Source organism: Burkholderia sp. Ac-20349 (genome assembly GCF_017104865.1).
Classification (GTDB): Bacteria; Pseudomonadota; Gammaproteobacteria; order Burkholderiales; family Burkholderiaceae; genus Burkholderia; species Burkholderia aenigmatica.
Window position 1 is genome coordinate 1 of sequence record NZ_JAAGPM010000130.1, and the last position, 22,076, is coordinate 22,076.

Below are 22,076 nucleotides of genomic sequence, written 5' to 3' on the forward strand. Positions count from 1 at the left end.
GGCCGGCGTGCCGCCCGCCGGCCTGCCGGCGACGACGGTGCACCTGCCGTTCGCGTTGCTCGGTGCGTTCGATCCGCTGCGCCTGCGCGGCGCCGACGACGCGCGCACGATCAATGCGGGCGTGCGGCTCGATCGCGTGGTCACCGGCGCGCGGCTGCGCCTGACCTACGCGTATTCGCCGTCGCTGGTGTTCCCGATGTCGCACCTGAAGGTGTCGGTGAACGGCGAGGTCATCGCGACCGTCCCGTTCGACGCCGCGCAGGCGGGCCGCACGGTCACGCAGGAAATCCCGATCGATCCGCGCTACTTCTCGGATTTCAACCAGATCGGCCTGCGCCTGATCGCGCACTACACGCTCGACCATTGCGAGGATCCGTCGAACTCGGCGCTGTGGGCCGACGTGAGCCCGAAGAGCGAGCTGATCCTCGACGAATCGCCGGTCCGCCTGCCGAACGATCTCGCGCTGCTGCCCGCGCCGTTCTTCGACCGGCGCGACAACGGCCGGGTGCGACCAACCCGCGCCACCGGCGCGGTTCATTGACGGCAGATGATGAAAAAGACGACCCTGAAATCGGTGTTTCTGACCGGCCTGCTGGTTCTCGTCCCGCTCGCGATCACGCTGTGGGTGCTCGGTCTCATCATCGGCACGATGGACCAGACGCTGCTCCTGCTGCCCGAATCGTGGCAGCCCGAGCGGATGCTCGGCTTCCATCTGCCGGGGATCGGCGCGGTGCTGACGCTCGCGTTCATCTTCGTCGTCGGGCTGGCCACGCGGAACTTCATCGGCCAGAAGCTCGTCACGTGGTGGAACGCCGTGGTGCGTCACATCCCGGTCGTCGGGCCGATCTACACGAGCGTCAAGCAGGTGTCGGACACGCTGCTGTCGAGCAGCGGCAACGCGTTCCGCAAGGCGCTGCTGATCGAATACCCGCGCCGCGGCTCGTATACGATCGCGTTTCTGACCGGCACGCCGGGCGGCGACGTGCTCAATCATCTGACGGAAGAATACGTGAGCGTCTATATCCCGACGACGCCGAACCCGACGTCGGGCTTCTTCCTGATGCTGCCGAAGAGCGAAGTCATCGAACTCGACATGTCGGTCGATGCCGCGCTCAAGTACATCGTCTCGATGGGCGTGGTGGCGCCCCCGGCGCCGGCTCCGGCGCCTGCACGCCGCCCCGTCGAGCCGCCGCTGTAAGTAAAGAATCATCGCCCGGGCCGCGCGTTGCGGCGCCCGTTGATCAAACCGAACGAAAGCAAACATCATGTCGATGCGTACTGAATACTGCGGTCTCGTGACCGAACACCTGCTGGGCCAAACCGTGTCGCTGTGCGGCTGGGTGCAGCGCCGCCGCGATCACGGCGGTGTGATCTTCATCGACCTGCGCGATCGTGAAGGCCTCGTGCAGGTGGTGTGCGACCCGGATCGCGCGGAAATGTTCGCGACCGCCGAAGGCGTGCGCAACGAGTTCTGCGTGCAGATCAAGGGCCTCGTGCGCAACCGTCCGGAAGGCACGGTCAACGCCGGCCTGAAGAGCGGCAAGATCGAAGTGCTGTGCCACGAACTGAACGTGCTGAACGCATCGGTCACGCCGCCGTTCCAGCTCGACGACGACAACCTGTCGGAAACGACGCGCCTCACGCACCGCGTGCTCGACCTGCGCCGTCCGCAGATGCAGCACAACCTGCGCCTGCGCTACCGCGTCGCGATCGAAGCGCGCAAGTACCTCGACGAGCAGGGCTTCATCGACATCGAAACGCCGATGCTGACGAAGAGCACGCCGGAAGGCGCGCGCGACTACCTCGTGCCGTCGCGCACGAACGCGGGCCAGTTCTTCGCGCTGCCGCAGTCGCCGCAGCTGTTCAAGCAGCTGCTGATGGTCGCGAACTTCGACCGTTACTACCAGATCACCAAGTGCTTCCGCGACGAAGACCTCCGTGCCGACCGTCAGCCGGAATTCACGCAGATCGACTGCGAAACGTCGTTCCTCGGCGAGCAGGAAATCCGTGACCTGTTCGAAGACATGATCCGTCACATCTTCAAGACGACGATCGACGTCGAACTCGACGCGACCTTCCCGGTGATGCCGTACTCGGAAGCGATGGCGCGTTTCGGTTCGGACAAGCCGGACCTGCGCGTGCAGCTCGAATTCACCGAGCTGACCGACGCGATGAAGGACGTCGACTTCAAGGTGTTCAGCACGCCGGCCAACGCGAAGGACGGCCGCGTCGCGGCACTGCGCGTGCCGAAGGGCAGCGAGCTGTCGCGTGGCGACATCGACGGCTACACCGAATTCGTGCGCATCTACGGCGCGAAGGGTCTCGCCTGGATCAAGGTCAACGAGAAGGCGAAGGGCCGTGACGGCCTGCAGAGCCCGATCGTCAAGAACCTGCACGATGCATCGATCGCGGCGATCCTCGAGCGCACCGGCGCGGAAGACGGCGACATCATCTTCTTCGCGGCCGACCGCGCGAAGGTCGTCAACGACAGCCTCGGCGCACTGCGCCTGAAGATCGGCCATTCGGAATTCGGCAAGGCGAACGGCCTCGTCCATGCCGGCTGGAAGCCGCTGTGGGTCGTCGACTTCCCGATGTTCGAATACGACGACGAAGATGCGCGCTACGTCGCTGCGCACCACCCGTTCACGAGCCCGAAGGACGAGCACCTCGAGTACCTCGAGACCGATCCGGGCCGTTGCCTCGCGAAGGCGTACGACATGGTGCTGAACGGCTGGGAAATCGGCGGCGGCTCGGTGCGTATCCACCGCGAGGAAGTGCAGAGCAAGGTGTTCCGCGCGCTGAAGATCGGCGCGGAAGAAGCGCAGCTGAAGTTCGGCTTCCTGCTGGACGCACTGCAGTACGGCGCGCCGCCGCACGGTGGTATCGCCTTCGGTCTCGACCGCATCGTCACGATGATGGCCGGCGCCGATTCGATCCGCGACGTGATCGCGTTCCCGAAGACGCAGCGCGCGCAGGATCTGCTCACGCAAGCACCGAGCCCGGTCGACGAGCGTCAGCTGCGCGAACTGCACATCCGTCTGCGTCAGCCGGAGCAACCGAAGGCGTAACGCGCTTCGTACCCGGTCGTGTGTGCGTTCACGCGCACACGACGCACATGAAAAAGGCGCAGCGATGCGCCTTTTTCGTTTTTTGCGGTACAGTCGCAGCACTTGCCGCCCGTTCGGAGCATTTGCCCGGCGCGCGGCCCCGTGCCGCATGAAATAAAGATGACGAAGCCGCCGAAAATCCCCGAATCCGTTCTTGTCGTGATCTACACGCCCGACCTCGATGTGCTCGTGATCAAGCGTGCCGACCAGCCTGATTTCTGGCAATCGGTGACGGGCTCGAAGGACGCGCTCGACGAGCCGCTCGCGGTCACCGCCGCGCGCGAAGTGGCCGAGGAAACCGGCATCGCGATCGGCACGCCGGACGTGCCGCCCGGCGCGCTCGTCGACTGGCGCCACCGGATCGAATACACGATCTATCCGCAATACCTGCACCGCTATGCGCCGGGCGTCACGCGCAACACCGAGCACTGGTTCGGCCTGTGCGTGCCGCATCGCGTCGACGTGACGCTGTCGCCGCGCGAGCATGTCGACCATGCGTGGCTGCCGTTCCGCGAGGCGGCCGCGCGCTGCTTCTCGCCGTCGAACGCCGAGGCGATCCTGCAATTGCCCGCGCGCGCGGCACTGTTGCGCGCGCCGCACGGCTCGTCCGCATGACGGCGGAAGCCCGCAAGCGCTTCGCGCAATTGCGGCAGATGTTCCTGCAGGAACGCGGTTCCGCGTCGCGGCTCGCCTTCACGTCGGGCAACACCGTGCGGTTGTGCGAGGGCGGCGGCGCATTCTTCCGGGCGCTGATCGAACGGATCGATGCCGCACGCGAGCAGGTGATGCTCGAAACCTACATCTTCTGCGACGACGCGGCCGGCCGGCCGGTGTCGGACGCGTTGATCCGCGCGGCGCAGCGTGGCGTGCGCGTACGCGTGATCACCGACGGCATCGGCACCGCCCGCCTGCCGTTGTTCGACACGTGGGGCGAGGCCGGCGTCGAGCACTGCATCTACAACCGTTTCCTGTTCGGCCGCTTCGGCTTCTCGCGCACGCATCGCAAGCTCGCGGTGATCGATCACGCGGTCGCGTTCTGCGGCGGCATCAACATCATCGACGACTACGCGCAGGGCGGCACGACGCTGCCGTTTCCGCGCTGGGATTTCGCGGTCGAGATGGCGGGGCCCGCGGTGTCCGACGTGCGCGCCGCGTTCGAACTGCAGTGGCACCGGATCATGTTCGGTCACAAGCCGTATGCGCAATACGCGGCCGGGCTGTATGGCGGCGAAGCATTCCCCGAGATGTTCCGGCGCTGGATGCGCAGCCACCGCTGGATCAAGGCCGGCGCGCTGCGGGTCGTGACGGAGCCGAGCGTCGCGTTCGTCGCGCGCGACAACGTCGTGAATCGCCGCGCGATCGAGAAGGCGTATCTCGCGGCGATCGGCCAGGCGCGCCAGCGGATCCTGCTCGCCAATCCGTACTTCATGCCCGGCCGCAAGCTGCGCCGTGCGCTGACGGGCGCCGCGCGACGCGGCGTCGACGTGCGGATCCTGATCGGCCGCAAGGAATTCGCGGCACTCGATACGGCCGTGCCGTTCCTCTATCACGCGCTGCTGCGCGCGGGCGTGCGCGTGGCCGAATACGACAAGACGATGCTGCACGGCAAGGTGGCCGTGATCGACGACAATTGGGCGACGGTCGGCTCGTCGAACCTGGACGCGCTGAGCCTGATGTTGAACAATGAGGCGAATGTCGTGCTGGTGCGCTACGATGCTGTCACGAACGAACTGCGCGACGCGATCGCGGCCGCGTTCGCCGACGGTCGGGAAATCGACCCCGCACGATTCGCCGCGCGCCCGCGCATCGAGCGCATGCTGAACTGGCTCGCCTATACGGCGTATCGCGTCGTGATGAAGGCGCTGACGGTCGGTGGTTACGACTGACGAAGACTAAGCGTTCGCTTCAAAAAATCTGTCCGCACGTTCGTGCGGAAAAGCCGCTCCGGTCCCGCCGGAATCGCGCAAAATAGCGGCTCGGTTAGACACCGGTTTCTAATAATTTCCTTGTTTCGCGAGCGGCCGCACTCAATAATAGTACGGCCGTTCGATTTTATTCGAACCCCCGAACGGTTACAGAAATAGCTATGCGAAAAGGCGAACAGACGCGTGCCGCGATACTTGAAGCTGCTTTGGACCTCGCCAGCCGTGATGGGCTGGAGGGGCTGACGATCGGCCTGCTGGCCGAGCGCATGCAGATGAGCAAGAGCGGTGTGTTCGCGCACTTCGGATCGCGTGAGGACCTGCAGGTCGAGGTCGTCCGCGAGTATCACCATCGTTTCGAAAACGAGGTGTTCTTTCCGAGCCTGCGCGAGCCGCGAGGCTTGCCGCGCCTTCGGGCGATGCTGGCCCGCTGGACGGAGAAGCGCATCCAGGAGGTAACGACCGGATGCATCTACATCAGCGGTGCCGTCGAGTACGACGACCGGCCTGACAGCCCCGTGCGCGAGCAGTTGATCGCAAGCGTGACGGCCTGGCGTGCCGCGATGCTGCGTGCCATTTCGCAGGCGAAGGAAGAAGGCCATCTGCGTGCGGATACGGATCCGGACCTGATGCTCTTCGAGTTGTACAGCTTCACGCTCGGCCTGCATCACGACGCACGCTTCCTGCATTCGCCGGACGCCGTGCGCCTCACGTGGGCCGCGCTGGAAAAGACGATTGTTTCGTATCAGAGCGAGAGCCGTTAGCGGCGCGTGATCCGCCCGCCAGGAGCTCGAGCCGTTTTGCCCACCTTTGGAGAGAGTCATGGGACAGTACGCCGCGCCGCTGCGCGACATGCAATTCGTGTTGCACGAGCTTCTGAACGTCGAAGCCGAAGTCAAGCAAATGCCCAAGCATGCGGACCTCGACGCCGACACGATCAACCAGGTCCTCGAGGAAGCGGGCAAGTTCTGCTCCGAGGTACTGTTCCCGCTGAACCAGGTCGGCGACCGCGAAGGCTGCACGTATGAAGGCGACGGCGTCGTGAAGACCCCGACCGGCTTCAAGGAAGCCTACCAGCAGTACGTCGAGGCCGGCTGGCCGGCACTCGGCTGCGATCCGGACTACGGCGGCCAGGGCCTGCCCGCGTTCGTGAACAACGCGCTCTACGAAATGCTGAACTCGGCGAACCAGGCATGGACGATGTATCCGGGCCTGTCGCACGGCGCCTACGAGTGCCTGCACGCACACGGCGCGCCGGAACTGCAGCAGCGCTACCTGCCGAAGCTCGTGACGGGCGAATGGACGGGCACGATGTGCCTGACCGAGCCGCACTGCGGCACCGACCTCGGCATCCTGCGCACCAAGGCCGAACCCAACGGCGACGGCTCGTACTCGATCAGCGGCACGAAGATCTTCATCTCGAGCGGCGAGCACGACATGTCGAAGAACATCGTCCACCTCGTGCTCGCGCGCCTGCCGGAAGCGCCGCAGGGCACCAAGGGGATCTCGCTGTTCATCGTGCCTAAGTTCATCCCCGATGCAGCGGGCGAGCCGGGCGAGCGCAACGGCATCAAGTGCGGCTCGATCGAGCACAAGATGGGCATCCACGGCAACTCGACGTGCGTGATGAACCTCGACGGCGCGAAGGGCTGGATGGTCGGCGAGCCGAACAAGGGCTTGAACGCGATGTTCGTGATGATGAATGCCGCGCGTCTCGGCGTCGGCATGCAGGGCCTCGGCCTCACGGAAGTCGCGTACCAGAACTCGCTCACGTACGCGAAGGAACGCCTGCAGATGCGTTCGCTGACGGGCCCGAAGGCACCGGACAAACCGGCCGACCCGATCATCGTGCACCCGGACGTGCGCCGCATGCTGCTCACGCAGAAGGCCTACGCCGAAGGCGCGCGCGCGTTCACGTACTGGTCCGCGCTGCAGATCGACAAGGAACTGTCGCACGGTGACGAAGCGGTGCGCAAGGAAGCGGCCGATCTCGTCGCGCTGCTCACGCCGATCATCAAGGCGTTCCTGACCGACAACGCGTTCGAGTCGACCAACCACGCGATGCAGATCTACGGCGGCCACGGCTTCATCTCCGAGTGGGGCATGGAGCAATACGTGCGCGACGCGCGGATCAACATGATCTACGAAGGCACGAACTCGATCCAGTCGCTCGACCTGCTGGGCCGCAAGGTGCTCGGCGACATGGGCGCGAAGCTGAAGAAGTTCGGCAAGCTCGTCACGGAATTCGCGGAAGCCGAAGGCGTGAAGCCGGAAATGGCCGAGTTCATCAACCCGCTCGCCGACATCGGCGACAAGGTGCAGAAGCTGACGATGGAAATCGGCATGAAGGCGATGCAGAACCCGGACGAAGTCGGCGCTGCCGCCGTGCCGTACCTGCGCACCGTCGGCCACCTGGTGTTCTCGTACTTCTGGGCGCGCATGGCGCGCCTCGCACTCGACAAGGAAGCGTCGGGCGATCCGTTCTACAAGTCGAAGCTCGCGACCGCACGCTTCTACTTCGCACGCCTGCTGCCCGAGACGGCGTCGACGATCCGCGCCGCACGCGCCGGTTCGAAGACGATGATGGAAGTCGACGAATCGCTGTTCTGACGCGAGACCGGGCGGGGCGCGATGCGCGCCGCCCGAACGCAACGGTTCCTGGTACTCACTTCGCCGTGCAGCCCACCCCTCCCGCGCTGCACGACACTATCCGGAGACATCCCGTGAGCAATTTCCTGATTCGCAAGGTCGCCGTGCTGGGCGCCGGCGTGATGGGCGCGCAGATCGCCGCGCACCTCATCAACGCGCGCGTGCCGGTGCTGCTGTTCGACCTGCCGGCCAAGGAAGGCCCGAAAAACGCGATCGCGCTGAAGGCGATCGAGAACCTGAAGAAGCTGTCGCCCGCGCCGTTCGGCGTGAAGGACGACGCAAAGTACCTCGAAGCAGCGAACTACGAAGACGACATCGCGAAGCTCGCCGAGTGCGACGTCGTGATCGAAGCGATCGCCGAGCGGATGGACTGGAAGCACGACCTGTACAAGAAGGTCGCACCGCACATCGCGCCGAACGCGATCTTCGCGACCAACACGTCGGGCCTGTCGATCACGAAACTGTCCGAAGGTTTCTCGGACGAGCTGAAGTCGCGCTTCTGCGGCGTGCACTTCTTCAACCCGCCGCGTTACATGCACCTCGTCGAACTGATCCCGACCGCGCATACGCGTCCGGAGATCCTCGACCAGCTCGAGACGTTCCTGACGAGCATCGTCGGCAAGGGCGTCGTGCGCGCGAAGGACACGCCGAACTTCATCGCGAACCGCGTCGGCATCTTCTCGATCCTCGCGGTGATCACCGAGGCCGCGAAGTTCGGCCTGCGCTTCGACGAAGTCGACGACCTGACGGGCAGCCGCCTCGGCCGCGCGAAGTCGGCAACGTTCCGCACCGCGGACGTGGTCGGCCTCGACACGATGGCGCACGTGATCAAGACGATGCAGGACAACCTCGCCGACGATCCGTTCTTCCCGGTCTACCAGACGCCTGCCGTGCTCGCCGAACTGGTGAAGCAGGGCGCGCTCGGCCAGAAGACGGGCGGCGGTTTCTACAAGAAGGAAGGCAAGGCGATCAAGGTGCTCGACGCGAAGACGGGCACCTACGTGGATTCGGGCGCGAAGGCGGACGAAACCGTCGGCCGCATCCTGAAGCGCCCGCCGGCAGAACGCCTGAAGCTGCTGCGTGAAACGGACCATCCGCACGCGCAGTTCCTGTGGTCGATCTTCCGCGACGTGTTCCACTACATCGGCGTGCATCTCGAGTCGATCGCCGACAACGCGCGCGACGTCGACCTCGCGATCCGCTGGGGCTTCGGCTGGAACGAAGGCCCGTTCGAAGGCTGGCAGGCTGCCGGCTGGAAGCAGGTCGCCGAGTGGGTGCAGGAAGACATCGCGGCCGGCAAGGCCCTCGCGAACGTGCCGCTGCCGTCGTGGGTGCTCGAAGGCGCAGTCGCCGAGAAGGGTGGTGTGCACACGGCCGAAGGCTCGTGGGCGCCGGCAGCGAAGCGCTTCGTGCCGCGTTCGGATCTCGCTGTCTACGACAAGCAGGTATTCCGCGCGCCGCTGCTCGGCGAAGCGGGTGCCGATCCGAAGACGTACGGCAAGACGCTGTTCGAGACCGACGCGGTACGCGCGTGGGTCGACGACCGTGCGGGTGAAGACGACGTCGTGATCGTGTCGTTCAAGTCGAAGATGAACACGATCGGACCGAGCGTGATCGACGGCCTCGTGCAGGCGATCGAACTCGCGGAGAAGGACTACAAGGGCGTCGTGATCTGGCAACCGACGTCGCTGAAGCTCGGCACGCCGGGCGGCCCGTTCTCGGCCGGCGCGAACCTCGAAGAGGCGATGCCCGCGTTCATGATGGGCGGCGCGAAGGGTATCGAGCCGTTCGTGAAGAAGTTCCAGGAAGGCATGCTGCGCGTGAAGTACGCGAACGTGCCGGTCGTCGCAGCCGTGTCGGGCATCGCGCTCGGCGGCGGGTGCGAGCTGATGCTGCACAGCGCGAAGCGCGTCGTGCACGTCGAGAGCTACATCGGCCTCGTCGAAGTGGGCGTCGGCCTCGTGCCGGCGGGCGGCGGCCTGAAGGAAGCGGCGCTGCGCGCAGCGGACGCCGCCACGGCCGCGAACGCGACCACCGACATCCTGAAGTTCGTCACGAAGTCGTTCGAGAACGCGGCGATGGCGAAGGTCTCGGCGTCCGCGCACGATGCACGTGCGATGGGCTACGTGAAGCCGTCCGACACGATCATCTTCAACGTGTTCGAACTGCTCGACACCGCGAAGAAGGAAGCGCGCGCGCTGGCCGCCACCGGCTACCGCGCACCGCTGCGCGCGAAGGACGTGCCGGTCGCAGGCCGTTCGGCGATCGCGACGATCAAGGCATCGCTCGTCAACATGCGTGACGGCCGCTTCATCAGCGACCACGACTACCTGATCGCGAGCCGCATCGCCGAAGCCGTGTGCGGCGGCGACGTCGAAGCCGGCAGCCTGGTCGACGAGCAGTGGCTGCTCGCGCTGGAGCGTCGCGCGTTCGTCGAGCTGCTCGGCACGCAGAAGACGCAGGAACGGATCATGGGCATGTTGCAGACCGGCAAGCCGGTGCGTAACTGAGCGAGCGGATAAGGCAAGGAGTCTCAAATGAGCAAACAATTGCAAGACGCATACATCGTCGCCGCCAGCCGCACGCCGATCGGCAAGGCCCCGCGCGGTGTCTTCAAGAACACGCGCCCGGACGAGCTGCTGGTGCACGCGATCAAGTCGGCGGTGGCGCAGGTGCCGGGCTTCGACACGAAGCTGATCGAGGACGCGATCATCGGCTGTGCGATTCCGGAAGCCGAGCAGGGCCTGAACGTCGCGCGGATGGGCGCGCTGCTCGCAGGCCTGCCGCAGACGGTCGGCGGCGTGACGGTCAACCGCTTCTGCGCGTCGGGCATCACGGCGCTGGCGATGGCGGCCGACCGCATCCGCGTCGGTGAATCGGACGCGATCTTCGCGGGTGGCTGCGAATCGATGAGCATGGTGCCGATGATGGGCAACAAGCCGTCGATGTCGCCGCACATCTTCGATCGCAACGAAGACTTCGGCATCGCGTACGGGATGGGCCTGACGGCCGAGCGCGTCGCGGAGCAGTGGAAGGTGAGCCGCGAAGACCAGGACGCGTTCTCGGTCGAGTCGCACCGCAAGGCACTCGCCGCGCAGCAGGCCGGCGAGTTCAACGACGAGATCGCCGCATACACGATCACCGAGCGCTTCCCGAACCTCGCGACCGGTGAAGTCGACGTGAAGACGCGCGAGATCGCGCTCGACGAAGGTCCGCGCGCGGATACGTCGATCGAAGGCCTCGCGAAGCTGCGCACGGTGTTCGCGAACAAGGGCTCGGTCACGGCCGGCAACAGCTCGCAGACGTCGGACGGCGCGGGTGCGCTGCTCGTCGTGTCGGAGAAGGTGCTGAAGGAATTCAACCTGACGCCGCTCGCGCGCTTCGTGAGCTTCGCGGTGCGTGGCGTGCCGCCGGAAATCATGGGCATCGGTCCGAAGGAAGCGATTCCGGCCGCGCTGAAGGCCGCCGGCCTGAAGCAGGACGATCTCGACTGGATCGAGCTGAACGAAGCGTTCGCCGCGCAATCGCTGGCGGTGATGCGCGACCTCGGCCTCGACCCGTCGAAGGTCAACCCGATGGGCGGCGCGATCGCACTCGGCCACCCGCTCGGCGCGACCGGCGCGATCCGCGCGGCGACCGTCGTGCACGGCCTGCGTCGCCGCAACCTGAAGTACGGGATGGTCACGATGTGCGTCGGCACCGGCATGGGCGCCGCGGGCATCATCGAACGCCTGTAAGCGGAGCGGGACGAACAGCGACGACGGTGCGCGGGCCACGAGCTCGCGCACCGTTTTTTCATTCCGATAGAGGAAAGTCAAAGGAGACGGTTGTGGCCGAAATTCAAGTGGAACGCGCCGATGGCGTGATGACGATCACGATCGCGCGCCCGGCGAAGAAGAACGCGCTGACGGCGGCGATGTATCAGACGATGGCCGACGCACTCGCCGAAGCCCAGGAAGACAAGGCAGTTCGCGTGATCCTGTTGCGCGGTGGCGACGGCAACTTCACCGCGGGGAACGATCTCGAGGATTTCCTGAAGTCGCCGCCGAAGGACGAGAACGCGTCGGTGTTCCAGTTTCTCGCGCGGATCAGCAGCGCGAGCAAGCCGATCGTGGCCGCGGTGCCGGGCATCGCGATCGGCGTCGGCGTGACGATGCTGCTGCATTGCGATCTCGTGTACGCGGCCGACACGGCGACGTTCTCGCTGCCGTTCGCGCAGCTCGGGCTGTGCCCGGAAGCCGCATCGAGCGTGCTGCTGCCGCGCCTGGCCGGCCATCAGGTCGCCGCCGAGAAGCTGATGCTCGGCGAGGCGTTCGATGCGCTGGAAGCGCACCGGATCGGCATCGTGAACCGCGTGCTGCCGGCCGCCGAGCTCGACGCGTTCGCAGCGAAGCAGGCGGCGAAGCTCGCGGCGCTGCCGGCATCGTCGCTGCGCGTGACGAAGGCGCTGCTGAAAGACACGGGTGGTGTTGCGACGTCCGCGCGGATGGCCGAGGAAGCGGGCCACTTCGCCGCGATGCTGCGTGCACCGGAAGCGCGCGAGGCGATGACGGCGTTCTTCGAGAAGCGCAAGCCGGATTTCCGTCAGTTCGATTGACGGAGCAGGCCGCGCCGGCGGCGAGCCGCCGGCACGCGCCCGCGATCGCGCTCAGGCCGTGCCGTAGTCGACGTGGCCGGTTTCGCGGCAGAAGCTGACGAGCCGCAAGCCGGCCGCTTTCGCGATCTCGATCGCGAGCGACGACGGGGCGGAGATCGTCGCCACCAGCGGGATGCCGACCCGCGCGGCCTTGCGCACGAGCTCGTAGCTCGCGCGGCTCGACAGGAACACGAAGCCGTCGGTCGTGTCGGCGCGCGACAGCACGAGCGAGCCGATCAGCTTGTCGAGTGCGTTGTGGCGGCCGACGTCCTCGAACGCCATCCGGATCGCGCCTGTTGCGTCGCACCACGCGGCCGCGTGCAGGCCGCCCGTGAGTCGCGTGAGCGCCTGGTGGGCCGGCAGCGCCTGTGCCGCGCGGGTCAGCGCGTCGGGCGCGAGGCGGGCCAGAAAGCCCGTATCGGGCACGCGTTCGGGCGCGAGGTCGAGCAGGTCGATGCTTTCGATCCCGCAGACGCCGCAGCCGGTGCGCCCCGCGAGCACGCGGCGGCGATCTTTCAGCGCGGCGAACGCCTGCTGCACGACTTCCAGATGGACTTCCGCATGCGGCAGCGGCGCGTCGGCGTGCAGGATCACCTCGATGTCCTTGATGTCGCTGCCACGCGCGACGATCCCCTCCGAAATCGCAAAGCCGACCGCGAATGCCTCGAGGTCGCACGGCGTACACATCATCACCGCGTGCGAGATGCCATTGAACACGAGTGCGACCGGCCATTCCTGGCCCACGTAGTCGTGCGCGGCTTCGACGGTGCCGCCGCGGGTGCGGCGTACGGACAATTCAATCGCGCCGCGCGGTTCGGTTGTTTCGGTCGGATTCACGAGCACTCCCGTTGATTCGAAGCACGGGCGGCGACAATCGTGTCCGCCGCCCGCGCGCAGAGGTTCTAAAATACCTCAGGCAGGCCGGCCGCGCCGGCATCCGCCACGTCAGGTAACGACCATGGGACTCAGCGACGCTCCGTTGCTATTCAACTTCGAACACGATTCGTCGGAAAATTTGACGTACATTCCGATGATCGTGCGTTTCAATCTCGACCGTTTCGGTCTGCGGATCTCGCTTGAGCAGTGGCAGTTGCTGCCGCTCGAGGACCGCAAGCTGCTCGCGCGCTTTCCGGCCGACGAGGACACCGCGATCGAGCCCAACTTCGATCACGCGCTGTTCGAAATGCTGCGCACGCATGCCGATCTGGAACCGTCGTGGTTCCAGCCGGACGAGCAACCGACCTGGCGTGCCACCGACATCGTGCCGGAGTCGCTCGTGCAGCAGAGCGCGCTGGCCGGGCTGATGGCGCCCGAGCTTGCGCAGTGGCAGCGGCTCGCGCCGTTCCAGCGCTACGTGCTGGTGAAGCTGTCGCGCAAGCCGAAGCTGAACCACGATTTCCTGCCCGCGATGCGGGAGTTCGGGCTGACGGCCACGCATTGACGCGGCCGTGCGCCGCGCGGTCGCGGCGCGCGCCGGTCAGAGCGGCGGCAGTTGCCGCGGCTTGCGGTCGGGGCCGGTCGCGACGTAGGTGAGCGTCGCTTCGGTGACCTTCACGACTTCGCCCATCAGGCGCATGCGCTGCGCGTACACCTCGACGTCGACCGTGATCGACGTGTTGCCGGTGCGCGTGATGGTCGCGTAGAAGCTCAGCAGATCGCCGACGAACACCGGCTGCTTGAACACGAACGAGTTGACCGCGACCGTCGCGACGCGGCCGTTCGCGCGCTGGCTCGCGGGGATCGAGCCGGCGATGTCGACCTGCGACATGATCCAGCCGCCGAACACGTCGCCGTGGACGTTCGCGTCATGCGGTTGCGGGACGACGCGCAGCGCGGGCTGCTTTTGCGGGAGGTCGAGGGTCGAATCGGTCATGGCGGGGGCTTTCATCCTGTAATAAATAGGCCGCCGCGCGCAGGCCGGCCGGCGAAGGCGCCGGCAGCGGCGCGAAGCGGCTTCTGCGACAATACAACGTTCGCAAATTGTACGAGAAAGTGAGCGAGCCGGCCGCCGATGCACGCGCCCGGCACCGCCGCCGATCCATCCCCCATGCGCCGATTTCCTGCTTCCGGCGAGCCCGCGCCGGCTTCGACCGGGCCCCGCAACGACTGGCAGACCATCCGGTCGTTGCTGCCGTACCTGACCACCTACAAATGGCGCGTCGCGCTCGCGCTCGCCTGCCTGATCGGCGCGAAGGTCGCGAACCTCGGCGTGCCGGTCGTGATGAAGCGCATCGTCGACCACCTGTCCTACGTCCAGCAGATCACCGCGATCGGCCGCGCCGAACAGTCGGCCGGCATCGTGCTCGCGGGCGGCGTGGGGCTGCTGGTCGTCGCGTATGCGCTCGTGCGGCTGTCGACTTCACTGTTTACCGAGCTGCGCGAAATCCTGTTCTCGAAAGTCACCGAGAGCGCGGTGCGCCAGCTCGCGCTGCAGGTGTTCCGGCACCTGCACGGGCTGTCGCTGCGGTTTCACCTGGAGCGCCAGACGGGCGGCATGTCGCGCGACATCGAGCGCGGCACGCGCGGCATCCAGCAGCTGATCTCGTATTCGCTGTACAGCATCCTGCCGACGCTCGTCGAGGTCGGGCTCGTGCTCGGCTTCTTCGTGGTCAAGTACGAGGCCTATTACGCGTACGTGACGTTCGCGGCGCTGGTCACCTACATCGTGTTCACGGTGAAGGTCACCAACTGGCGCACGCATTTCCGCCGCACGATGAACGAGCTCGATTCGCGCGCGAACTCGCGGGCGATCGATTCGCTGATCAACTACGAGACGGTCAAGTATTTCGGCAACGAGGAGTGGGAAGCGCAGCGCTACGACGAGAACCTCAAGCGCTACCGCAAGGCCGCGATCCGCTCGCAGAATTCGCTGTCGGTGCTGAACTTCGGCCAGCAGGCGATCATCGGCACGGGGCTCGTGTTCATCCTGTGGCGTGCGACGCAGGGCGTGCTCGCGGGCAAGCTGACGCTCGGCGATCTGGTGCTGATCAACACGTTCATGCTGCAGCTGTACATTCCGCTGAACTTCCTCGGGGTCGTGTATCGCGAGCTGAAGCAGAGCCTCACCGACATGGACCGGATGTTCGGGCTGCTGTCGGCCGCGAAGGAAGTGGCCGACCTGCCCGATGCGCGGCCGCTTGCGGTATCCGGCGCGCAGGTGCGCTTCGAGCACGTGAATTTCGCGTACGAGCCGGCGCGGCAGATCCTGCACGACGTGTCGTTCACGATCGACGCGGGCACGACGACCGCGGTGGTCGGCCACAGCGGCTCCGGGAAGTCGACGCTGTCGCGGCTGCTGTTCCGCTTCTACGATCTCGACCGGCAGGCCGGCGGCGCGATCCGGATCGACGGGCAGGACATCCGCGACGTCACGCAGGATTCGCTGCGCGCGTCGATCGGGATCGTGCCGCAGGACACCGTGCTGTTCAACGACTCGATCTATTACAACATCGCGTACGGGCGGCCGACCGCGACCCGTGACGAGGTGATCGCGGCTGCACGCGCCGCGCACATCCACGATTTCATCGAAAGCTTGCCGAAGGGCTATGACACGCCGGTCGGCGAGCGCGGGCTCAAGCTGTCGGGCGGCGAAAAGCAGCGCGTCGCGATCGCGCGCACGCTGCTGAAGAACCCGCCGGTGCTGCTGTTCGACGAAGCGACGTCGGCGCTCGATTCGCGCTCGGAGCGCGCGATCCAGCACGAGCTCGACCAGATCGCGCGGCATCGCACGACGCTCGTGATCGCGCACCGGTTGTCGACGGTCGTCCACGCGCAACAGATCCTCGTGATGGACCACGGGCGGATCGTCGAGCGCGGCACGCACGACGAACTCGTGCGCGCCGACGGGTTGTATGCGCAGATGTGGGCGCTGCAGCAGCAGCGCGCCGCAGCGGGCGGGGAAGAGGCCGAGGCCGCGTGAGCGGCGGTGCTGCGCGCGGAGGCGCGCAGCGGGAGGGGGCTCGCTCGATGGGCGGAGTCGGGCCGGCACGATGGCCCGGCGGGCGCTGGACCGGTTGGATGGTCTAGCCAACCCGGTCAGTTCGCCGGTCAGCCAACCAGCCAGTCGGTCAGCTAACCAGCCGGCCAACGGACCAGTCGATCAACCCGCCAGCGGATCGATCAACCTGACGACCCGTCAGCGGGTCACTCCGCGGCGCGCAGCCGCGCGTCGAGCTCGCCCAGTTGCGCGGGCGTGCCGACGTTCTCCCAGATACCTTCATACAGTTCGCCGCTCGCGCGGCCGGCTTCGATCGCCGCGCGATAGTACGGCGTCAGCGCGCGCCGCGTGCCGGGTGCGAGATCGCGGAACATCCGCGTGTCGTACACGCCGATGTTGCCGAACGTGAAGCGCGCGGCGCCGTCGAGCGCCAGGCGGCCGTCGTCGCCGAGCGCGAAGTCGCCGGCCGGGTGGAACGGCGGGTTCGGCACCATCACGAGGTGCATCGCAGGCGTGTCGAGCGCGGCCATCCGGGCGGCGCGCGGCGCGAGCGTCCGGTAGTCGAACGCGCAGTACACATCGCCGCTGACCGCCGCGAACACGGCCGGCTGGCCGTCGCGCTCGAGCAGCGGCAATGCCTGCGCGATGCCGCCCGCGGTTTCCAGCGCTTCGCCCTCGGCCGAATACGCGAGCCGTACCCCCCAGCGCGAACCGTCGCCGAGCGCGGCCTCGATCTGCTCGCCGAGCCACGCGTGGTTGATCACGATCGTCTCGATGCCTGCGCGCGCGAGCGCTTCGATCTGCCACACGATCAGCGGCTTGCCGCCCGCTTCGAGCAGGGGCTTCGGACGGGTGTCGGTGAGCGGGCGCATCCGTTCGCCGCGCCCGGCGGCGAAGATCATCGCCGTGGTCAGGGTGTTGCTCATGTTCGGCCGGGTATCAGGAGAGTCGGAACGGTCAGAACGTGTAGCCCACGTCGGCCGGCGCGTTGCCCTCGAGTTCGTCGAGCAGCTTCGCGAACGGCACGAGCGGGCGGTAGCGCAGCGCGACCTTGCGCGCATACGTGATGAAGCGCGGGAGGTCGTTCAGGTAGTGCGGCTTGCCGTCGCGGTAATTGATGCGCGCGAACAGGCCGAGCACCTTGATGTGGCGCTGCAGCCCCATCCATTCGAGCTGGCGGTAGAACTCGCCGAAATCGGGGTCGACCGGCAGGCCGGCCTTTTTGGCCTTTTCCCAGTAGTACGCGAAGCAGTCGAGCTCGAATTCCTCGTCCCAGCTGATGAACGCGTCGCGCAGCAGCGACACGACGTCGTACGTCAGCGGCCCGTAGACGGCGTCCTGGAAGTCGAGGATGCCCGGGTTCGGCTCGCAGACCATCAGGTTGCGCGGCATGAAGTCGCGCAGCATGAAACCCTGCGGCTGCGCGTGCGCGCTGGCGACCAGCAGCGCGAAGGTGCGGTCGAGCGTGCCGCGCATCGCGTCGGTGACGGGCTTGCCGAGGTGGCGGCCGACGAACCATTCGGGCATCAGCTCCATCTCGCGGCGCAGGAATGCCTCGTCGAACGGCGGCAGCACGTCGGGCTTCGACGTCAGCTGGAAGCGGATCAGCGCGTCGAGCGCGGCGCGCATCAGCGGCTTGGCGGCGGCCGGGTCGGCCGGATCGAGCACCGAGATGTACGACGTGCGGCCGAGATCGTTCACGAGCATGAAGCCCGCGTCGAAATCGTGGGCCAGCACGTCGGGCACGTGGTCGCCGGCCGCGGCGAGCAGCTGCGCGACCTGGACGAACTCACGGCACTTCTCGGGCGGCGGCGCGTCGACGGCGATCAGCGTGCCGCCGGCGCTCGTGGCCGATGCGACACGGAAATAGCGGCGGAAACTGGCGTCCGACGAGGCGGGCGCGAGGGTCGACAGGTCGAGTGCGTAGCGCTCGGCGAGCGGGTGCAGCCACGCGGTGAGCGCTTCGAGGCGGGCGTCGGGCTGGGATGCGGCGGATGGGGGCGTCATGAAACTCGGAGGAGGGGGGAACGTCTTGCCATATAATACCCCACGACTTTTTTGACGCGCCCCGCGTCAGCTTTCCGCCGTGCCGGCTCGCCGCCTGTCGCGCCGTCGCCCGATCGCCTCCCCGGTTTGCGCTCAGCCGCAGTCGCGGTGCGACGGCGCGGCCCGCCGTGCGCGAATGTGCCGCGTCGGCGCGGTTGACAAGGGGCGATTCGCCAAACGATAGATGCCGCCCAAACCGCTATTCCCGAATGTTTTCCCCGGTGACGGGGCGCCGCGCAAACGGCGGCTCGCGCTCGCGCTCCTGGCCATGCCCGGCCTCGTGCCGGCCGTGTCGTACGCGCAGCTGTCGGGCGCGGCCGCGCAGCCGCAGCCGCTCGACTCGCCGTGGGATCTGCGTCTCGCGCCCCAGCTCGAGGATCATCCGCTGAAGGACGGCGCGAAGCCGGCTGCCTTCGTGATCGCCGACCACACGAGCGGGACGGCCGAGCAGGATCTCGCCGCGAAGGGCTCGGCCGAGCTGCGGCGCGGTGACGCCGTCGTGAAGGCCGACGCGATCCACTACGATCAGGATACCGACATGGCCGATGCGTACGGCCAGGTCAAGGTGGTCAATGGCGGTACGTCGTTCGCAGGCCCCGAGGCGCACCTGAAGATCGAGGCGAACCAGGGCTTCATGACGGCGCCGAAGTACCACTTCAACATGACGGGCGGCTCGGGCAGCGCGGAGCGCGTCGACATGGTCGACAACGAGCGCTCGGTGTTCGTCAACGGCACCTACACAGCGTGCCAGTGCTCGACGAACCCCGCGTGGTACATCAAGGGCAGCCGCTTCGACTTCGATACGGGCGCCGACGAAGGCACCGCGCGCAACGGCGTGCTGTTCTTCCAGGGCGTGCCGATCTTCGCGAGCCCGTGGATGACGTTCCCGTTGTCGGGCGAGCGGCGCAGCGGCCTGCTGCCGCCGACGTTCTCGATGAGCTCGAACAACGGCTTCGAGCTGTCGCTGCCGTACTACTTCAACATCGCGCCGAACCGCGATCTGACGCTCACGCCGCGCATCATCTCGCGGCGCGGCGTGATGGCCGAGGCGACGTTCCGCTACCTGTCGCCGTCGTATTCGGGCACGTTTACGGCCAATTACCTGCCGGATGACCGGCTTGCGCACCGCAACCGCTACGCGATCTACTGGCAGCACCAGCAGAACTTCGGCGGCGGTTTCGGCGGTTACGTCTACTACAACAAGGTCTCGGACAACACGTATCCCGAAGACCTCGGGTCGACGAACCAGTTCGTCAACGGGACGCAGACGCTGTACCAGCAGGAAGCGGGCCTCACGTACAACAACGGCCCGTGGTCGGTGCTCGCGCGCTACCAGCACTGGCAGACGCTGCCGCCGTCGATCGCGCCTTACAGCCGCGAGCCGCAGTTGAACGTGAAGTACACGAAGTACAACGTCGGCGGCTTCGACTTCGGCGCGGAAGCCGACTATTCGCGGTTCCGCATCACGACGGCCGATGCGACGGAAGGCGACCGGATCGTCTTCAACCCGTATATCGCGTACGGCGTGTACGGCCCCGGCTACTTCGTCGTGCCGAAGATCCAGTACCACCTCGCGTCGTACGACCTGAACTACCTGTCGTCGACCACGCCGAACAGCCCGAAGCGCTTCACCGAGTCGATCCCGACCGTGAGCTTCGATTCGGGCCTGATCTTCGACCGCTCGGTGCGCCTGTTCGGGCAGGATTTCATCCAGACCCTCGAGCCGCGCCTGTACTACGTGTACACGCCGTATCGCAACCAGTCGAACGCGCCGCTGTTCGACACCGCGGAATCGGACTTCGGCCTCGCGGAGATCTACCAGCCGAACACGTTCGTCGGCAACGACCGGATCGCCGATGCGAACCGGATCACGGCCGGCCTGACGTCGCGCTTCATCGATCCGCGCACCGGCGACGAGCGCGCGCGCTTCGTGATCGCGCAGCAGTACTACTTCGCCAATCAGCGCGTCACGCTGAATTCCGGGCAGGCCGCCGCACAGGCGCGCCACTCGGACCTGATCGTCGGCGCCGCGCTGAAGCTCGGCTCGGGCTTCATGTCGGAGACGGCGTTCCAGTACAACCAGAACAACAACCAGCTCGTGAAGTCGAGTGTCGGTTTCGGCTACAGCCCGGGCGAGCGCCGCGTGATCAACGTCGGCTACCGCTATACGCGATCGAACACCACGCTCGACAACCAGCCGATCAACCAGTTCCTGGTGTCCGCGCAATGGCCGCTCACGCGCAGCCTGTATGCGATCGGCCGCTTCAACTACGACATCGCCGGCAATCGCGTGATCGACGGTCTGGTCGGCTTACAATACGACGCGGATTGCTGGGCGCTCGGGGTCGGGGTGCAGCGGTTTGCGAACGGCATCAATTCGTCGGGACAGCAGAATTCGTCGACGCGAGTCATGATGCAGCTGACGCTCAAGGGCCTGTCGACGGTCGACAACGGCCTCGTGTCCGCGTTCCGTGCCGGTGTGCCGGGCTACACGCCGCTGCCGCCGGCGCCGCCGCCGATGTCCCGCTTCAGCAACTACGAGTAACGCCGGCTTGTCTGCACCGGTCAGCACGATTTCAATGGAGTTCCAGTGGCAATGAAGAAAACCCTTCGTTTCGCGGCAGTCGTGTCCAGCCTCGCTGCGGCCGCCGCGCTGCTCGCCGCCGCGCCGGCCGCGGCGCAGGCGCTCGGTTCGCAAGGTGCGCAGCTCGCCGACGAAGTCGTCGCGGTCGTCAACAACGACGTGATCACGGGCCGCGAACTCGACCAGCGTGCAGGCCTGATCGCGCGCCGGCTGCAGCAGCAGAACGCGCCGGTGCCGCCGGTCGACCAGCTGCGTGCGCAGGTGCTGAACCAGATGGTGCTCGAGCGTATCCAGGTGCAGAAGGCCAAGGACGACGGGATCCGCATCGACGACGCGACCGTGCAGTCCACGCTGCAGCGCCTCGCGCAGGCGAACGGCATGACGCTCGAGCAGTACCGCGCGCGTCTCGAGGCGCAAGGCGTACCCTGGAGCATCTTCACGAGCGATGCGCGCACCGAACTGATGCTGTCGAAGCTGCGCGAGCGCGAGGTCGACGGCAAGATCACCGTATCGGACGCCGAGGTCGTGAACTACATCGCGAGCCAGCGCGGGCCGAACGCGTCGCAGCAGCAGGACCTGCGCTTCCAGCACATCTTCATCAAGGCACCGACCAACGCGCCGCAGGCCGACATCGAAGCCGCGCAGAAGAAGGCGGATGCGCTGCTGCAGCAGGCGAAGTCGGGCGCCGATTTCGAAAAGCTCGCGAAGAACAATTCGGAAGCGAACGACGCCAAGAAGGGCGGCGACCTCGGCTTCAAGTCGCCGAGCGCGCTGCCGGCCGACGTCGTCGACGCCGCATCGAAGCTGCGCCCGGGCCAGGTCAACCCGACGCTGATCCGCGTGCCTGACGGCTTCGAGATCGTGCGTCTCGTCGATCGTCGCCAGAGCCAGGGCGCGTCCGCCGCGGCACCGAAGATCGTCCAGACGCACGTGCGCCACATCCTGTTGCGCGTGGGCGAAGGCAAGTCGGAAGGCCAGGCACGCCAGCAGCTGGCCGACATCCGCAACCAGGTCGAAGCCGGCGGCGATTTCGCGAAGTTCGCGCGCACCTACTCGCAGGACGGCTCGGCATCGCAGGGCGGCGATCTCGGCTGGATCAGCCCGGGCGAGACCGTGCCGGAATTCGAGCGTGCGATGAACAACCTGCAGGACGGCCAGGTCAGCCAGCCGATTCGTACCGAGTACGGTTATCACC

General features: G+C 66.6%; 17 protein-coding genes and 1 pseudogene. 14 read left to right on the forward strand and 4 right to left on the reverse strand.

Going from position 1 to position 22,076, the window contains the following annotated elements; all coding sequences use genetic code 11:
* The 10 genes and pseudogenes from G3N61_RS30595 to G3N61_RS30640 all read left to right on the forward strand — a co-directional run.
* A pseudogene (locus G3N61_RS30595) lies at window positions 1-511 on the forward strand (cellulose biosynthesis cyclic di-GMP-binding regulatory protein BcsB); the annotation flags it as partial.
* Window positions 512-547: 36 nt separating this feature from the next.
* Window positions 548-1,198 carry a DUF502 domain-containing protein gene (locus G3N61_RS30600; RefSeq protein ID WP_011353157.1) on the forward strand — a complete coding sequence of 217 codons (651 nt, stop codon included), beginning with the start codon at window positions 548-550 and terminating at the stop codon, window positions 1,196-1,198.
* Window positions 1,199-1,265: 67 nt separating this feature from the next.
* Window positions 1,266-3,068 carry an aspartate--tRNA ligase gene (gene aspS / locus G3N61_RS30605; RefSeq protein ID WP_011353156.1) on the forward strand — a complete coding sequence of 601 codons (1,803 nt, stop codon included), beginning with the start codon at window positions 1,266-1,268 and terminating at the stop codon, window positions 3,066-3,068.
* Between the two features lie 159 nt (window positions 3,069-3,227).
* Window positions 3,228-3,722, forward strand: coding sequence for a dihydroneopterin triphosphate diphosphatase (nudB, locus tag G3N61_RS30610; RefSeq protein ID WP_205824285.1), 495 nt, complete (start codon window positions 3,228-3,230; stop codon window positions 3,720-3,722).
* The gene (clsB, locus tag G3N61_RS30615) at window positions 3,719-4,993 is read left to right on the forward strand and encodes a cardiolipin synthase ClsB (protein WP_205824286.1); all 1,275 of its coding nucleotides are present in this window, start codon (window positions 3,719-3,721) and stop codon (window positions 4,991-4,993) included. The genes nudB and clsB overlap by 4 nt, the downstream gene beginning before the upstream one ends.
* Before the next feature lie 200 nt (window positions 4,994-5,193).
* Window positions 5,194-5,793 (forward strand): TetR/AcrR family transcriptional regulator, encoded by a 600-nt coding sequence (locus G3N61_RS30620; protein ID WP_006751498.1) that lies wholly within the window; start codon window positions 5,194-5,196, stop codon window positions 5,791-5,793.
* 58 nt (window positions 5,794-5,851) lie between these two features.
* On the forward strand, window positions 5,852-7,639 hold the full coding sequence (locus G3N61_RS30625) for an acyl-CoA dehydrogenase C-terminal domain-containing protein (protein ID WP_043190599.1): 1,788 nt from the start codon (window positions 5,852-5,854) through the stop codon (window positions 7,637-7,639).
* Window positions 7,640-7,752: 113 nt separating this feature from the next.
* Window positions 7,753-10,188 (forward strand): 3-hydroxyacyl-CoA dehydrogenase/enoyl-CoA hydratase family protein, encoded by a 2,436-nt coding sequence (locus G3N61_RS30630; RefSeq protein ID WP_046544448.1) that lies wholly within the window; start codon window positions 7,753-7,755, stop codon window positions 10,186-10,188.
* 27 nt (window positions 10,189-10,215) lie between these two features.
* Window positions 10,216-11,415 carry an acetyl-CoA C-acyltransferase gene (locus G3N61_RS30635; RefSeq protein ID WP_043190603.1) on the forward strand — a complete coding sequence of 400 codons (1,200 nt, stop codon included), beginning with the start codon at window positions 10,216-10,218 and terminating at the stop codon, window positions 11,413-11,415.
* A gap of 92 nt (window positions 11,416-11,507) precedes the next feature.
* Window positions 11,508-12,275 (forward strand): enoyl-CoA hydratase, encoded by a 768-nt coding sequence (locus tag G3N61_RS30640; RefSeq protein ID WP_043190606.1) that lies wholly within the window; start codon window positions 11,508-11,510, stop codon window positions 12,273-12,275.
* Window positions 12,276-12,326: 51 nt separating this feature from the next.
* On the opposite strand, the gene fdhD is transcribed toward G3N61_RS30640, so the two are convergent.
* Window positions 12,327-13,151: a formate dehydrogenase accessory sulfurtransferase FdhD gene (fdhD, locus tag G3N61_RS30645; protein WP_089451486.1), complete on the reverse strand. Its 825-nt coding sequence runs from the start codon at window positions 13,149-13,151 to the stop codon at window positions 12,327-12,329.
* A 121-nt stretch (window positions 13,152-13,272) separates the two neighbouring features.
* Here fdhD and G3N61_RS30650 point away from each other — a divergent pair, with 121 nt between their 5' ends.
* Window positions 13,273-13,755, forward strand: a complete 483-nt coding sequence (locus G3N61_RS30650; RefSeq protein ID WP_043190609.1) for a nitrate reductase associated protein — start codon at window positions 13,273-13,275, stop codon at window positions 13,753-13,755.
* A gap of 36 nt (window positions 13,756-13,791) precedes the next feature.
* On the opposite strand, the gene G3N61_RS30655 is transcribed toward G3N61_RS30650, so the two are convergent.
* Window positions 13,792-14,187 (reverse strand): acyl-CoA thioesterase, encoded by a 396-nt coding sequence (locus tag G3N61_RS30655; RefSeq protein ID WP_043190612.1) that lies wholly within the window; start codon window positions 14,185-14,187, stop codon window positions 13,792-13,794.
* A gap of 174 nt (window positions 14,188-14,361) precedes the next feature.
* Between G3N61_RS30655 and G3N61_RS30660 the strand changes: the two genes are divergently transcribed.
* Complete coding sequence (locus G3N61_RS30660; protein ID WP_043190616.1) at window positions 14,362-16,233, forward strand: ABC transporter ATP-binding protein/permease; 1,872 nt, start codon at window positions 14,362-14,364, stop codon at window positions 16,231-16,233.
* Between the two features lie 224 nt (window positions 16,234-16,457).
* Here the strand turns inward: G3N61_RS30660 and murU are convergent, their stop codons facing one another.
* On the reverse strand, window positions 16,458-17,177 hold the full coding sequence (murU, locus tag G3N61_RS30665) for an N-acetylmuramate alpha-1-phosphate uridylyltransferase MurU (RefSeq protein WP_205824287.1): 720 nt from the start codon (window positions 17,175-17,177) through the stop codon (window positions 16,458-16,460).
* Window positions 17,178-17,208: 31 nt separating this feature from the next.
* Entirely contained in the window at window positions 17,209-18,258 is a 1,050-nt protein-coding gene (locus G3N61_RS30670; protein WP_205824288.1) for a phosphotransferase, read from the reverse strand.
* A 223-nt stretch (window positions 18,259-18,481) separates the two neighbouring features.
* Here G3N61_RS30670 and G3N61_RS30675 point away from each other — a divergent pair, with 223 nt between their 5' ends.
* Complete coding sequence (locus G3N61_RS30675; RefSeq protein WP_205824289.1) at window positions 18,482-20,842, forward strand: LPS-assembly protein LptD; 2,361 nt, start codon at window positions 18,482-18,484, stop codon at window positions 20,840-20,842.
* Window positions 20,843-20,893: 51 nt separating this feature from the next.
* Window positions 20,894-22,076 (forward strand): peptidylprolyl isomerase (locus G3N61_RS30680; protein ID WP_205824290.1); only part of this gene is annotated, 1,183 nt, incomplete at its 3' end.

Excerpts from the sequence above, each read along its gene's own strand:
- aspS (WP_011353156.1), top strand. The coding sequence starts at position 1,266 with ATGTCGATGCGTACTGAATACTGCGGTCTCGTGACCGAACACCTGCTG.
- nudB (WP_205824285.1), top strand. The coding sequence starts at position 3,228 with ATGACGAAGCCGCCGAAAATCCCCGAATCCGTTCTTGTCGTGATCTAC.
- G3N61_RS30600 (WP_011353157.1), top strand. The coding sequence starts at position 548 with ATGATGAAAAAGACGACCCTGAAATCGGTGTTTCTGACCGGCCTGCTG.
- G3N61_RS30635 (WP_043190603.1), top strand. The coding sequence starts at position 10,216 with ATGAGCAAACAATTGCAAGACGCATACATCGTCGCCGCCAGCCGCACG.
- G3N61_RS30655 (WP_043190612.1), bottom strand. The coding sequence starts at position 14,187 with ATGACCGATTCGACCCTCGACCTCCCGCAAAAGCAGCCCGCGCTGCGC.
- G3N61_RS30650 (WP_043190609.1), top strand. The coding sequence starts at position 13,273 with ATGGGACTCAGCGACGCTCCGTTGCTATTCAACTTCGAACACGATTCG.
- G3N61_RS30625 (WP_043190599.1), top strand. The coding sequence starts at position 5,852 with ATGGGACAGTACGCCGCGCCGCTGCGCGACATGCAATTCGTGTTGCAC.
- G3N61_RS30670 (WP_205824288.1), bottom strand. The coding sequence starts at position 18,258 with ATGACGCCCCCATCCGCCGCATCCCAGCCCGACGCCCGCCTCGAAGCG.
- G3N61_RS30660 (WP_043190616.1), top strand. The coding sequence starts at position 14,362 with ATGCGCCGATTTCCTGCTTCCGGCGAGCCCGCGCCGGCTTCGACCGGG.
- G3N61_RS30675 (WP_205824289.1), top strand. The coding sequence starts at position 18,482 with ATGCCGCCCAAACCGCTATTCCCGAATGTTTTCCCCGGTGACGGGGCG.
- clsB (WP_205824286.1), top strand. The coding sequence starts at position 3,719 with ATGACGGCGGAAGCCCGCAAGCGCTTCGCGCAATTGCGGCAGATGTTC.
- G3N61_RS30620 (WP_006751498.1), top strand. The coding sequence starts at position 5,194 with ATGCGAAAAGGCGAACAGACGCGTGCCGCGATACTTGAAGCTGCTTTG.
- murU (WP_205824287.1), bottom strand. The coding sequence starts at position 17,177 with ATGAGCAACACCCTGACCACGGCGATGATCTTCGCCGCCGGGCGCGGC.